Annotated in this window: 12 protein-coding genes; all 12 read left to right on the top strand. The window is 43.8% G+C overall.

Going from position 1 to position 13,211, the window contains the following annotated elements; all coding sequences use genetic code 11:
- Positions 1-8: 8 nt before the first annotated feature.
- The gene (gene hisB / locus ACIRUQ_RS05535) at positions 9-602 is read left to right on the top strand and encodes an imidazoleglycerol-phosphate dehydratase HisB (RefSeq protein WP_021738732.1); all 594 of its coding nucleotides are present in this window, start codon (positions 9-11) and stop codon (positions 600-602) included.
- Positions 603-605: 3 nt separating this feature from the next.
- Entirely contained in the window at positions 606-1,886 is a 1,281-nt protein-coding gene (gene hisIE / locus ACIRUQ_RS05530; RefSeq protein ID WP_021738733.1) for a bifunctional phosphoribosyl-AMP cyclohydrolase/phosphoribosyl-ATP diphosphatase HisIE, read from the top strand.
- Between the two features lie 196 nt (positions 1,887-2,082).
- Positions 2,083-2,385 carry a hypothetical protein gene (locus tag ACIRUQ_RS05525; RefSeq protein WP_055290101.1) on the top strand — a complete coding sequence of 101 codons (303 nt, stop codon included), beginning with the start codon at positions 2,083-2,085 and terminating at the stop codon, positions 2,383-2,385.
- 86 nt (positions 2,386-2,471) lie between these two features.
- Complete coding sequence (locus tag ACIRUQ_RS05520) at positions 2,472-3,173, top strand: ABC transporter ATP-binding protein (protein WP_055290102.1); 702 nt, start codon at positions 2,472-2,474, stop codon at positions 3,171-3,173.
- Positions 3,174-3,177: 4 nt separating this feature from the next.
- On the top strand, positions 3,178-6,741 hold the full coding sequence (locus ACIRUQ_RS05515; protein WP_055290103.1) for an FtsX-like permease family protein: 3,564 nt from the start codon (positions 3,178-3,180) through the stop codon (positions 6,739-6,741).
- A 238-nt stretch (positions 6,742-6,979) separates the two neighbouring features.
- Positions 6,980-8,851 (top strand): TIGR03960 family B12-binding radical SAM protein, encoded by a 1,872-nt coding sequence (locus ACIRUQ_RS05510; RefSeq protein ID WP_055290104.1) that lies wholly within the window; start codon positions 6,980-6,982, stop codon positions 8,849-8,851.
- On the top strand, positions 8,835-9,554 hold the full coding sequence (locus ACIRUQ_RS05505; protein WP_055290105.1) for a TIGR03936 family radical SAM-associated protein: 720 nt from the start codon (positions 8,835-8,837) through the stop codon (positions 9,552-9,554). Before ACIRUQ_RS05510 ends, ACIRUQ_RS05505 begins: the two co-directional genes overlap by 17 nt.
- Positions 9,544-10,737 carry a ribonuclease E/G gene (locus tag ACIRUQ_RS05500; RefSeq protein WP_082432763.1) on the top strand — a complete coding sequence of 398 codons (1,194 nt, stop codon included), beginning with the start codon at positions 9,544-9,546 and terminating at the stop codon, positions 10,735-10,737. Before ACIRUQ_RS05505 ends, ACIRUQ_RS05500 begins: the two co-directional genes overlap by 11 nt.
- Before the next feature lie 101 nt (positions 10,738-10,838).
- Complete coding sequence (gene rplU / locus ACIRUQ_RS05495) at positions 10,839-11,147, top strand: 50S ribosomal protein L21 (protein ID WP_021738741.1); 309 nt, start codon at positions 10,839-10,841, stop codon at positions 11,145-11,147.
- A gap of 18 nt (positions 11,148-11,165) precedes the next feature.
- The gene (locus ACIRUQ_RS05490; protein ID WP_022036105.1) at positions 11,166-11,489 is read left to right on the top strand and encodes a ribosomal-processing cysteine protease Prp; all 324 of its coding nucleotides are present in this window, start codon (positions 11,166-11,168) and stop codon (positions 11,487-11,489) included.
- A 5-nt stretch (positions 11,490-11,494) separates the two neighbouring features.
- Positions 11,495-11,785 (top strand): 50S ribosomal protein L27, encoded by a 291-nt coding sequence (gene rpmA, locus ACIRUQ_RS05485; RefSeq protein ID WP_021738743.1) that lies wholly within the window; start codon positions 11,495-11,497, stop codon positions 11,783-11,785.
- Positions 11,786-11,855: 70 nt separating this feature from the next.
- Positions 11,856-13,142 carry a GTPase ObgE gene (gene obgE / locus ACIRUQ_RS05480; protein WP_055290107.1) on the top strand — a complete coding sequence of 429 codons (1,287 nt, stop codon included), beginning with the start codon at positions 11,856-11,858 and terminating at the stop codon, positions 13,140-13,142.
- Positions 13,143-13,211: the final 69 nt, after the last annotated feature.

Below are 13,211 nucleotides of genomic sequence, written 5' to 3'. Positions count from 1 at the left end.
ATGAAACAATGGCAGAACAACGCTATGCACAGGTACACAGAAAGACAAATGAGACAGATATCAGTCTGACTCTTACATTAGACGGAAACGGAAAGCAGGATATTGCTACCGGAATAGGCTTTTTTGATCACATGCTTTCCGGATTCACCAGACATGGTTTCTTTGATCTGGATTTGAAGGTGGCTGGTGATCTGGAAGTCGACTGTCATCATACAATCGAAGATACCGGGATCGTCCTTGGAAATGCCATCCGGGAAGCTCTGGGAGACAAAAAAGGAATCAAACGATTTGGCAGCATGATACTTCCCATGGACGAGACACTGGTTCTGTGTGCCATTGATCTGTCCGGCCGGCCATATTTTGCTTTTGATGCAGAATTCACCACAGATCGTGTCGGTGACATGGATACTGAAATGGTACGGGAATTTTTCTATGCTGTTTCCTACTCCGCAGGGATGAATCTGCATATGAAAGTACTTTCCGGGACAAACAATCATCATATCATTGAAGCATTGTTCAAGGCATTCGGCAAAGCACTGGATGATGCTTCCTCTTATGATCCGCGCATAACGGATATTTTATCCACGAAAGGCAGTTTATAAACAATGAAAAAGAATTTAATTGCAACAATTTATTTAAAAAACGGAAAACTGGTCAGCGGTTTCAATGATTACACGGAACAGGATGATCTGATGGAACGGATCCGTCTCTATAATGACAACGGTATCGACAAAATTTATCTTTTTGACCTTTCCGACAACGATGCAGAACATGAACTGAATCTTCATACCATGAAGGAAATCAACCGCGTTTCTGAGATTCCGGTATATGCAGGCGGCAACATTAACCGTCTGGAGGATATCAAAAAAATATTATATGCCGGATGCAAGAAAGCTATTTTAAATCCGGTAAAAGATGTGACGGCACAGCTATCCAAAGAGGGAGCTATGCGATTCGGTAAAGAAACTCTGGCATTGTCTATCCACAATGTAGATCTGTTTTTCAAACAGAAAGAGGCTGTTGAAAATAACACCAGTGAACTGATCGTTCTGGATCCGGCGTTGATGGGAACGCTTGGAAATGTTACCGATATGTCCTATTCCATGATCCTGACGGAAACAGATAATGAAAGCATCTGCAAAGCATTACAGTCAGATGATACCATTAACGGCATTTCATCCAAAACGATCAGTGCACCAGATACGGATATCATGGCTTTAAAAGCATATTTAAAAGAACAGGATATTGAAACAGGACATCTGGAGACCTCCTGTGAATGGTCGGAGTTCAAATTAAATTCCGATGGCATGATTCCGGTTATTGTACAAGATTACAAAACCAATGACGTGCTGATGCTTGCCTATATGAACGAGGAAGCATTTTATACCACATTGTCACTGGGCAAGATGACGTATTACAGCAGAAGCCGTAACGAACTCTGGACAAAGGGTATGACCTCCGGACATTACCAATATGTAAAGGCTCTTTCCATTGACTGCGACAAAGATACGATTCTGGCAAAAGTTTCCCAGATCGGTGCTGCCTGCCACACCGGCAAGCGCAGCTGTTTCTACACAGATCTGGTCAAAGAAGAGTACAAGGAGAAAAATCCGCTAGAAGTATTTGAGAATGAATACAATATCATCCTGGACCGTAAACTTCATCCGAAAGAAGGATCTTATACAAACTATCTCTTTGACAAAGGAATTGACAAAATTCTGAAAAAAGTCGGAGAAGAGGCTACCGAAATTGTGATCGCAGCAAAAAATCCGGATCCGGAAGAAATCAAATATGAGATTGCAGATTTCCTGTATCATATGATGGTCATGATGGTAGACAAAGGAATCACCTGGGATGAAGTACTGGAAGAATTATCTCAAAGATAAAAACCAGAATTTGTACCTGCCCGCATACAGAAATTCAGAAAGATGCTTCTCCCTGTGCGGTGGACACAGATGTTCTGAATCAGAAGACATCTGCATATGTAAATAAAAGAAAGGAAAGTTTATCATTACATCGGAGAAAGACTGTAATGATAAACTTTCTTTTTTATCAAACACTTTTTTCGAAAGGAGTGTGTGTATGCATCCGGAGCAATATGAAGATCGAAAACGATACATCAATGCCATAAAAAACAGTTTTGCTACTTCCGGGCAGCCGCTAAGTGCAAATGAGCAAGGCGGTGATAACAACCGTCCTGAAAAAGTTCCCCACAGTTTTTTAGGTGTCCGTTTTTTTCTTGCACTCTGCCTGTTTCTTGCCTTTTTTGCCATAAAACAGACCGACACTTCCTGGAAAGGATGGGATGCAAAGAAAATCACCCGACAGCTTCAGTCTACCATGGATGTATCCGGCATTTCTGACTGGTTCAAAATACTTCCATAATTTTGAAATTTTATACTTTCTTTATTGCTTCTGTTTTTAGATAAACCTATAATAAAAGCATAATAAGTTACTGCGAGGAAAAAAGGATGTCTTATATCGAATTTCAGAATATTACAAAAGAATATAACACCGGCGGAAACGCTATTTTTGCATTAAAGGACGCTTCCTTTTCTGTGGAAAAAGGAGAACTGGCGATCATACTCGGTGCTTCCGGTGCAGGAAAAACAACCGCACTGAACATTCTGGGCGGCATGGATACCGCAACCTCCGGTCATCTGATGGTAGATGGATCCGACATCACCACCTATGGAAAGAAACAGTTGACCCAGTACCGTCGGACCGATATTGGCTTTGTATTCCAGTTTTACAATCTGGTTCCGAACCTGACCGCACTGGAAAATGTGGAATTGGCTTCTCAGATCTGCAATGATTCCCTGAACGCAGAACAAACACTTGTGAAAGTAGGTTTGGAGCAACGCATTAAAAACTTTCCGGCACAGTTATCCGGAGGCGAACAACAACGTGTATCCATTGCCCGTGCACTGGCAAAAAATCCGAAACTGCTGCTTTGCGACGAGCCTACCGGTGCACTGGACTACAATACCGGAAAACAGATCCTTCAACTTTTACAGGATACCTGCCGCAGGGAGAAGATCACGGTACTGATCATCACCCACAACTCTGCTCTGGCACCGATGGCAGACCGGCTGATCCAGTTTAAAAATGGCACCGTAATCAGTGAAACCAGCAATCCGACTCCGGTTCCGATTGTAGAAATAGAGTGGTAAACAGATGAAAGCTTACTGGAAAGACATAACACGAACAATAAAAAAAGAAAAAAAACGGTTTTTCTCCATTCTTCTGATCACATTTCTTGGAGTTACCATGTTTGCCGGATTATCCGCCGGATGCCGGGATCTGCGCGCATCTGCAGATGATTATTATGACAGACAGAATCTGTATGACATCCGGATCCAGTCCACCCTCGGACTGACCAATGAGGATGTGAAGGCAGTCTCTCAGGTAAAAGGTGTAGAAAAAGCCTGTGGTACTTACAGTGAAACCGCCTTGGTACAGGCGGGCGATCTGCAGCAGAAAGCAGAGGTAACACTGCTTGATATGAAAGGATTTAACCAACCCCTTTTACTGGAAGGTACACTTCCGCAGAGTGCATCAGAAATCGCCGTTTCACAAAATTATTGTACCGATGCCGGAAAAAAGATCGGTGACCAGGTAACACTAACGGCGCAGCGCACTTCCGGAGATGAGGATACCTCCGCACTAAAACAGCATAGCTATACGATTACAGCAATCATGCAGGATGCTGCAGACCTGATCGCAGATGACGGTGCTGCGTCCTTCCGCTCCTCCCAGTCAGCAAAATATTTCTTCTACGTCACTTCTGATGCACTGGACAATGAAGTATATTCTGCCATTGAACTGAGTGTTCGCGGTGCAAAGAACCTTTCCTGTTTTTCGGAAGAATATCAGGATAAGGTAGATGCTGTCAAAAAACAGATTGAAAAAGAAATCAAGGAAAAACGTGAGCAGGCCCGTTACGATGAAGTTGTTTCCGATGCTGCTGCAACACTGGCAGATGCGCGTCTGGAAGCAGATACTCAGTTCGCAGATGCAGATGCGAAAATCACAGATGCGAGAGCGGAACTGGATGATGGGAAAATCCGGCTGGCAGATGGCTGGCAGCAACTTCAGGACGGAATCCGCCAGTTAAATGAGCAAAAAAAGAGTGCGGCCGAGCAGTTCCGGCAGGGATATGTAAAGATTTCTGACGGTTATACTCAGCTTGCTTCCGGAGAACAACAGTTAACTTCTGGAAAGGCAGAATTAAAGGAACATCAAGTTCAATTAAATCAGGGCGCAGCAACATTACAGCAGCAAAAAACAGCTGTTATGCAGGAATTATCCAATGCGGAAATACAGCTGACTCAGGGACAGCAACAGGCATCCGACGGAAAAGAGCAGATTCTGGCTCAGGTCTCTCAGATACAAACGCAAATGGGAGATGCATGGCCACAGGATTCCTGGAAATCCTATGAAACAGCAGTAGAAAACGGTAGCACATACAACAGTGAAAAAACCACTTTTCAGACTGATCTGAAAACCAGGATAGAAGTTCTGAATGCTGCACTGGACACACAGATTCTTCAGCTGGATCCGAATGCCGCCGACTATGATATGCAAAAACAGGCACTGGAAGACCGAAAGACACAGTTACTGCAGATTCCGGATGGCATGTCCACACTTGAAACACAATATGAATCCCTACAGACAACTCTGTTTCAGTTAGAAACGCAAAAGGCAGCTATCCAGACGAAAAAACAGGAGGCGATCCAACAGTTTACCGATGCCGAAACAGAGCTGAATATACAGCAGCAACAATTATCCGGAGCTGCCGCTCAGTTGGAACAACAGGAACAAAAACTGACCAGCGCCAGACAGGAACTTGGGGCAGGTCTGGCAGAGTTGAAACTTCAGGAACAAAATGCCAATACCCAGTTTATCAAAGCAGATCAGGAAATTCAGAAAAACACAGACAAACTGAATCAGTCTGAGCAGGAACTGGCAGATGGTTCCGCAAAGCTGGAAGAGCAGATGCGGAAATTAGAACAAGAACGAAGCAAGGCATATGCAGAACTGGCAGATGCACAGGCAGATATTGATGCCATTCGTATGACGAAATGGTATGTGCAGGATCGCAGCTCCATCAGCAGTTTTTCCACCATTCAGAGTGATGCAGATTCCATTGAGACGATTGGAACGGTATTTCCGATTCTCTTTCTTTCGGTTGCGATTTTGATCAGCCTGACGACCATTACCCGTCTGGTAGAGGAAGAACGAGGACAGATCGGTATATACAAAGCACTTGGTTTCTCAGATGCACATGTATATGGAAAATACCTCACCTACACGTTATCCGCATGTATCTGTGGCGGACTGCTGGGAGATATCGGTGGTTTTATCCTGATGCCGAAATTCCTGTTTATGGTTTTCGATGTCATGTATAAGATTCCATCTTACCGCTTTCTGTTCCATGCAGGTTATGGAGTCTGTGGTATCCTGCTGTTTGTAGCCGGAGCCCTGATTGCAGCAATCTGCGCATGTCACAGTGAACTGCGGCAGTGTCCGGCAGCACTGATGCGCCCGAAAGCACCGAAAGCCGGATCCAGGGTATTTCTGGAAAAAATCCCGTTTTTGTGGAAACGCCTTTCTTTCCTGAATAAAGTTACATTCCGCAATCTGTTCCGTTATAAAAAGCGTCTGATCATGACCATCAGCGGCATCCTTGGATGCACCGCACTTCTGGTGGTAGGTATGGCCATCAAGAACTCCGTAACGGATCTGATGCCAAAACAGTATAACCATATCTATCGCTATGACATGATGGCAGTTGTTATGGCCGAAGATTATGATAATTTTACAAAACAAATCGATACAGATTCGAATATTTCGGATTACCTCGGACTTCAGATGGATACGGTACAGGCGAAAAATGAAAGCCAGACAGTGGAAGAAACAGTTCCGCTCTATGTAATTCCGAAGGATGCTTCCATTGCAGATTATATCAATCTGGAAGGCCTGGATGGCAAAGAAAAAGATCTGTCTGATGGTCAGATTTTTGTTACCCAGAACCTGTCAGAAGTAATGGGATTTACTGCGGGAGATTCTCTGCAGATCCAGAACAGTGACCTGAAAGAATGTACTTTTTCTGTGAATGGCATTTTACATAATTACCTCGGAAATGCGATTTATATGCGGCAGAGTACTTATGAGGCACTGATGGGCGATTATACACCGAATGCGATACTGGCACATTTATCTGCTTCCTGTGATGATCCGGTATCCTATGCGGATACTCTGTCCCGGGAAAGTGATGTCGTATCCTGCAGCAGCGTACAGACCATGCGTGATGAATTCACAAAATCCTTCAGTCTGATCAATTGTGTCGTTGTTTTGGTAACAGCCCTGGCGGCAGGCCTTGCCTTTGTTGTATTATTCACGCTGGCTACCACCAATATTTCCGAGCGAGAGAGGGAACTGGCTACCATCAAAGTACTTGGCTTTTTCGACAACGAGGTGCATCTGTATGTCAATAAGGAAACACTGATCCTCACAGTGATCGGTATTATACTCGGACTTCCGGTGGGGCGTTTTTTCAGTGGTCTGCTGACTATGGTTTTAAAAATGCCTTCTATATACTTTGCGGTTTCCGTACATCCGACCACCTATCTGTTTGCCGGAGGTATGACGTTCCTGTTTGCACTGGCAGTGGATTTCATCACAAACCGGATGTTAGACCGTATCAATATGGTAAATGCACTGAAGAGTGTAGAATAAACTTTAACACAGAATAGAAAAGAACCCCTAAAAGCGTCATGTTCTCATTGACGCTTTTTACTGTCTTATGCTAGAATGGAAAATTGTGCAGGAAATCAAAAAAAAGCACCTGCATAATTTGAACGCAGAATAAGCATTCCCCCGCTTCAAGTGCGTAGAGCACTAAGCGGTGGTTAAGGGGGATGCTTATGTCCGCTTTACAATCAAAAAGTATACAAAATAGAACAGGAAAAAAAGAATGAATAATAAACTTGCGTTAAAAGACGAAATTTTATTGACCATAGATAAACCTGCCCGTTATATCGGAAATGAGGTAAATATGGTCCGTAAAAATCCGGAAGCGGTGAAGATACGTGTTGCCTTCGCATTCCCGGATGTATATGAAATCGGTATGTCACATCTTGGCATCCAGATCCTGTATCATCAATTCAATCTACGGAATGATGTGTACTGTGAACGTGTCTATTCCCCCTGGCCAGATCTGCACAAGATTATGAAAGAACAGCAGATTCCGCTGTTTGCACTGGAAACCCAGGATCCAATTAAGGACTTTGACTTCTTATGTATGACACTGCAGTATGAGCTTTGTTATCCAAACATTCTCCAGATTCTGGATCTGGGTGGAATTCCTCTGAAATCTGCAGACAGAACAGATCATATGCCAATCGTCATCGGCGGTGGCCCCTGCGCATACAATCCGGAACCGATTGCTGATTTTTTCGATATCTTCTATATCGGAGAAGGCGAAACCGTATACGATGATCTCTTTGATCTCTATGAACAGATGAAAGAGGATGGCAGTTACAGCCGCCAGAACTTTTTACACGAAGCAGCTAAGATTCCGGGACTGTATGTACCGTCTCTCTATGAGGTATCTTATAAAGAAGACGGAACCATCGCTGGTTTTCAGCCGGTTTATGAGGATATTCCTACTGTGATCCACCGTCAGGTAGTGGAAAATATGTCCGAATCTGTGTATCCGGACAAACCGCTGGTACCATTTATTAAAGTCACACAGGATCGCGTTGTTCTGGAAATTCAGCGAGGCTGTATCCGTGGCTGTCGTTTCTGCCAGGCCGGTATGGTGTACCGTCCACTGCGGGAACGCAGTCTTGAAATGTTAAAAGAAAAAGCTTATCAGATGCTGACCAGTACCGGACATGAGGAAATTTCCTTGAGTTCTTTAAGTTCCAGCGATTATACCTATCTGGAAGAACTGCTGACTTTCCTGATCGATGAATTTAAAGATAAAGGCGTAAATATTTCCCTGCCATCCCTGCGTATCGATGCGTTTTCACTGGATGTTATGAGTAAAGTACAGGATATCCGAAAAAGCAGTTTGACTTTTGCTCCGGAAGCCGGTTCCCAGCGTCTGCGTGATGTCATTAACAAAGGTCTGACCAAGGAAAATATTCTGCATGGTGCCGGACTTGCCTTCGAAGGTGGATGGAATAAAGTGAAATTATATTTCATGCTGGGACAACCTACAGAAACCATAGAAGATATGAAAGCCATCGGTGAACTTGCAGAAGAAATTGCCGAGCGTTATTATGAAATCCCGAAGGATCAGCGAAATGGAAAATGTCAGATCACAGTAAGTACCTCTTTCTTTGTGCCAAAACCGTTTACACCTTTCCAGTGGAGCCCGATGTGCACAAAAGATGAGTTCCTTGGACGGGCAAAGATTGTAAATGAGACCATCAAATCTCAGTTAAATAAGAAGAGTATTCGATATAACTGGCATGAAGCAGATGTCACAATGATCGAAGGAATCCTTGCCAGAGGTGACAGACGTCTTTGCAATGCACTGATCCGTGTCTATGAAAAAGGAGGCATTTTCGCAGCCTGGTCTGAATTTTTCGACGATCAGATCTGGCAGGATGCGTTTGCGGAAGAACAGATTGATACAGACTTTTATACTACCCGTGCCCGTCAGGAAGATGAAATCTTCCCATGGGATTTTATCGATGCAGGTGTAACGAAACAGTTCCTGTTGCGTGAATGGCATGCAGCCAATGAGGAAACGGTTACTCCGAATTGCCGCCAGAAATGTGCCGGTTGCGGAGCCATGAAATATAAAGGAGGCGTATGCTATGAGAATCAGAATTAAATTCCGTAAGTACGGTGTTATGCGTTTTATCGGACATTTGGACATCATGCGTTATTTTCAGAAAGCCATGCGCCGTGCCAATATTGACATTGCTTATTCCGAAGGATTCTCACCGCACCAGATCATGTCCTTTGCGGCACCTTTAGGCGTAGGCATCACCAGTGACGGAGAATACCTGGATATCGAAGCAAAATCTACGAAATCCACGCAAGAATCCATCGCTGCATTGAATGCGGTTATGGTTGATGGTATCGAAATTACGCAATATGTTGCCCTGCGGCAGGATGAAAAAAAAGCAATGACGGCAGTGGGAGCGGCAGATTATATTGTATATTTTAAAAATGAGATTGATTTTACCCAGGAGGAACTGGAAGAAAAAATCCGTATCTATTATGAAGAACGGAGCAATATCGAAGTGACAAAGCAGACGAAGAAGAGTGAGCGTGTCATCGACCTCAAGCCGCTGATCTATCTGTTCCGTCCATATGCGGAAAAAGAACTTGGCTGGCAGGGATTTTTCCTTCAACTTTCTGCCGGAAGCACTGACAATATCAAACCAGAACTGGTATTACAGGATTTTTATCAGTATTTTGGGGAAAAATATCATCCATTTAATATGCAGATCCATAGAGTAGAAACTTACGAACACACCGAGAACGGATTAAGACCGCTGTATCAGGCAGGTGATGTCATTGAAGCATAAAGTCATTATCACAGATACCTCTGTCAACAGTCATCAGGTGCGCATGTGTGCCACCGTTTCCGAACGCCGGATGCTGGAAGTACGCTGCCGAAAACTCGGGCAGGAATCCATCCTGGGAAATATCTATGTAGGACGGGTACAGAAAGTCGTGCCGAATATTCAGGCTGCTTTTATTGAAATCAAGCCTGGCCTTTCCTGCTACTATTCCATGGAAGAAAAGGCTGCACCTGTGTTTGCAAAAAAAATCCCATCTTCCAGACTGGTACAGGGAGATGAACTTCTGGTACAGGTAACACGGGAGAGTGTCAAGACGAAAGCACCGACTGTTTCTGGTAATCTGAATCTGACCGGCCGATATCTGGTAGTGACCAGCGGCGACTGCCGGCTCAGCTTTTCTTCCAAACTGACAAAAGCTGAAAAAGAGCAGTTCCGTACACTGCTGGAACCGGAATGGGATGGTTCCTATGGTATTATTGTCCGTACAAACGCAAAAGAAGCTGAGGCGCCGGTACTTCTGGCAGAACTGCAACAATTAAAAACGCAGTTGCAGTCAATCTGTGATACTGCAGCCATGCGGACCTGTTTTTCCTGTGTCAGCCGCACACCGGAAAGTTATATGGGCTATCTGAAAAACAGTCGACAGGAAGGACTGATAGAGATTGTCACCGATCTGCCGCAGGTGTATGAACAAATAGAGCAGCAACAGTTTTCCGACCCGGTTTTTGCACAAATACCGGTTCGGTTGTATGAGGACCCCTTACTTCCACTGGCTGCACTTTATAATCTAAATAAACAAACCGAAGAAGCGCTGCAGCCAAAAGTCTGGATGAAATCCGGTGGCTATCTGGTAATTGAGCCGACGGAGGCACTGACTGTAGTGGATGTCAACACAGGAAAGAGCGTAAATAAAAAGAATCGGCAGGAACATTTTCTGAAAATTAATCTGGAAGCAGCAGAAGAGACAGCTGCACAGCTTCGGCTCCGCAACATATCCGGAATTGTCATTATTGATTTTATCAATCTGGAACAGGAAGAAGACCGGAATACCGTCATGGAGCATCTGCGCCGCTGTGTAAAAGTAGATTCTGTTCCGGTTCAGGTGATCGATATGACAAAACTGAACCTTGTGGAGCTCACAAGAAAAAAAGTTGAAAAAAGTTTGGCAGAACAGTTGACAGAATAAAAACAGTCTGCTATTATACTAAAGATGCCGCACAACGAGGTATAAGACTGCAGGATCTGCAGCACCGAAATTGGCGAGTAATGATAAATAGGAGGTGCCATATGTACGCAATTATAGCAACAGGTGGTAAACAGTACAAAGTTTCTGAAGGCGATATCATTACCATTGAAAAGCTTGGAGTAGAGGCTGGTGAGACAGTAACTTTCGATCAGGTATTAGCAGTAAATGACGGAAGTCTGAAAATCGGTAATCCGACTGTTGAGAATGCTACCGTAGAAGCATCCGTTGTAGCTAACGGACGTGGAAAAAAAGTAATCGTTTACAAATATAAAAGAAAAACCGGTTACCATAAGAAAAACGGACACAGACAGTCCTTTACAAAAGTTAAAATCGAAAAGATTAATGGTTAATTGAAAAGGTAACATGTAATGGTAAAAATAACAGTTTACCAGAACCATGATCAGCAGTTTGTTGGTTTTGATTGTTTGGGACATGCAGAATATTCCGATGAAAATGATATCGTATGTGCTGCGGTATCCGCAATGACGATCAACTGCATAAATTCCATTGAAACATTCACAGAAACATTGTTTTATTGTGATACCAATGAGACAGACGGAATGATATCTTTTCGAATTACGGAAAAGAATGGAACAGATGCACAGCTTTTGCTGAAATCGCTGATTTTAGGTTTCGAGAACATGGAGAGTAACTACGAAGAATATATTGATTTGATCTTCGAGGAGGTGTAGGAAACATGATGAACATGAATCTTCAGTTCTTTGCTCATAAAAAAGGTGTAGGTTCTACAAAGAACGGCCGTGATTCCGAGTCCAAGAGATTAGGAGCAAAAAGAGCAGACGGACAGTTTGTAAAAGCTGGAAATATTTTATACAGACAGCGTGGTACTAAGATTCACCCGGGTGTGAACGTAGGTATCGGCGGAGATGATACATTATTTGCAAAAGTAGATGGTGTATTAAGATTCGAGAGAAAAGGAAGAGACAAAAAACAGGCTTCCGTTTATCCAGTAGCAACGAACGAATAATGAATCCATCAATAGACTCGACTTTCATAGCCGGGTCTATTTTCTACTATAAAAAAAGGAATAGAAACTTATGTTTGCAGACAGTGCAAGAATTATTATAAAATCAGGAAAAGGCGGAGACGGACATGTCAGCTTCCGCCGGGAAAAATATGTGCCCAACGGCGGTCCTGACGGCGGAGACGGAGGAAAAGGCGGAGATGTCATCTTCCAGGTCGATGAGGGACTGAATACACTGACCGATTTCAGACACCGCCGCAAATATGCTGCGGAAAACGGGGAAGAAGGTAAAAAGCGAAACTGTCATGGTAAAAACGGTGAAGATATCATCGTAAAAGTCCCGGCAGGAACCATCATCCGTGATGCACAGACAGATAAAGTCATTGCGGATATGTCCGGTGGAAATACCCGTCAGGTTATTTTGCGTGGAGGTCGTGGTGGAAAAGGAAACCAGAATTATGCGACAGCTACCATGCAGGCTCCGAAATATGCACAGCCGGGACAACCGGGGATTGAACTGGAAGTTCGCCTGGAGCTCAAAGTCATTGCCGATGTAGGTCTGGTAGGTTTCCCCAATGTTGGAAAATCCACTTTACTGTCCAGAGTGACAAATGCCCAGCCAAAGATTGCTAACTATCATTTCACAACTTTAAACCCGAATCTGGGCGTTGTTGACCTGTCAGAAGGTCAGGGCTTTGTCATCGCAGATATTCCGGGACTGATTGAAGGGGCATCTGAAGGAATCGGTCTTGGACATGAATTTTTAAAACACATTGAGCGCACCCGTGTCATGATCCATATGGTGGATGCGGCTTCCACAGAAGGTCGTGACCCAATCGCAGATATTTATGCCATCAATAAGGAACTGGAAGCTTACAATCCGGATCTGGCGAAAAAGCCACAGGTGATTGCAGCTAACAAAATTGATGCGATCTATGCCGGGGATGAGGATCCGGTGGAAAAGCTGCGACAGGAATTTGAGCCACAGGGCATTCGCGTGTTTGCCATTTCAGCAGTCAGCGGAAAAGGACTGAAGGAATTATTATATGCAGTAAATGAGATGCTTCAGGGCATGGAGCGTGAACCGGTTGTATTTGAACAGGAATATGATCCGTCTACTGCAATGTATCTGGATGAACCGTATACTGTTGCCTATGACGAAGAAAAAGATGAATTTGTGGTAGAAGGTCCTCGTATTGAAAAAATGCTTGGATATACCAATATTGAATCCGAAAAAGGTTTCCTGTTCTTCCAGCGTTTCTTAAAAGATCAGGGAATTTTAGAGGAACTGGAAAACTTAGGTATTCAGGAAGGTGATACCGTACGCATGTATGGACTTTCTTTTGATTACTACAAATAAAAATATATCATTTCACCCTGCAGATTTCTTCTCAGACGATGCATCTGCACAGTGAGCCTATGGAGAATA

Origin of the sequence: Eubacterium ramulus, from assembly GCF_045002895.1 — a bacterium.
GTDB lineage: Bacteria > Bacillota > Clostridia > Lachnospirales > Lachnospiraceae > Eubacterium_I > Eubacterium_I ramulus.
This window is presented reverse-complemented; position numbering and strand designations above follow the sequence as displayed.

Bases quoted from the DNA above. Each gene is read 5' to 3' on its own strand.
- ACIRUQ_RS05505 (WP_055290105.1), top strand. From the start codon at position 8,835: ATGAGAATCAGAATTAAATTCCGTAAGTACGGTGTTATGCGTTTTATC.
- ACIRUQ_RS05510 (WP_055290104.1), top strand. From the start codon at position 6,980: ATGAATAATAAACTTGCGTTAAAAGACGAAATTTTATTGACCATAGAT.
- rplU (WP_021738741.1), top strand. From the start codon at position 10,839: ATGTACGCAATTATAGCAACAGGTGGTAAACAGTACAAAGTTTCTGAA.
- ACIRUQ_RS05490 (WP_022036105.1), top strand. From the start codon at position 11,166: ATGGTAAAAATAACAGTTTACCAGAACCATGATCAGCAGTTTGTTGGT.
- obgE (WP_055290107.1), top strand. From the start codon at position 11,856: ATGTTTGCAGACAGTGCAAGAATTATTATAAAATCAGGAAAAGGCGGA.
- ACIRUQ_RS05515 (WP_055290103.1), top strand. From the start codon at position 3,178: ATGAAAGCTTACTGGAAAGACATAACACGAACAATAAAAAAAGAAAAA.
- hisB (WP_021738732.1), top strand. From the start codon at position 9: ATGGCAGAACAACGCTATGCACAGGTACACAGAAAGACAAATGAGACA.
- hisIE (WP_021738733.1), top strand. From the start codon at position 606: ATGAAAAAGAATTTAATTGCAACAATTTATTTAAAAAACGGAAAACTG.
- ACIRUQ_RS05520 (WP_055290102.1), top strand. From the start codon at position 2,472: ATGTCTTATATCGAATTTCAGAATATTACAAAAGAATATAACACCGGC.
- ACIRUQ_RS05525 (WP_055290101.1), top strand. From the start codon at position 2,083: ATGCATCCGGAGCAATATGAAGATCGAAAACGATACATCAATGCCATA.
- rpmA (WP_021738743.1), top strand. From the start codon at position 11,495: ATGATGAACATGAATCTTCAGTTCTTTGCTCATAAAAAAGGTGTAGGT.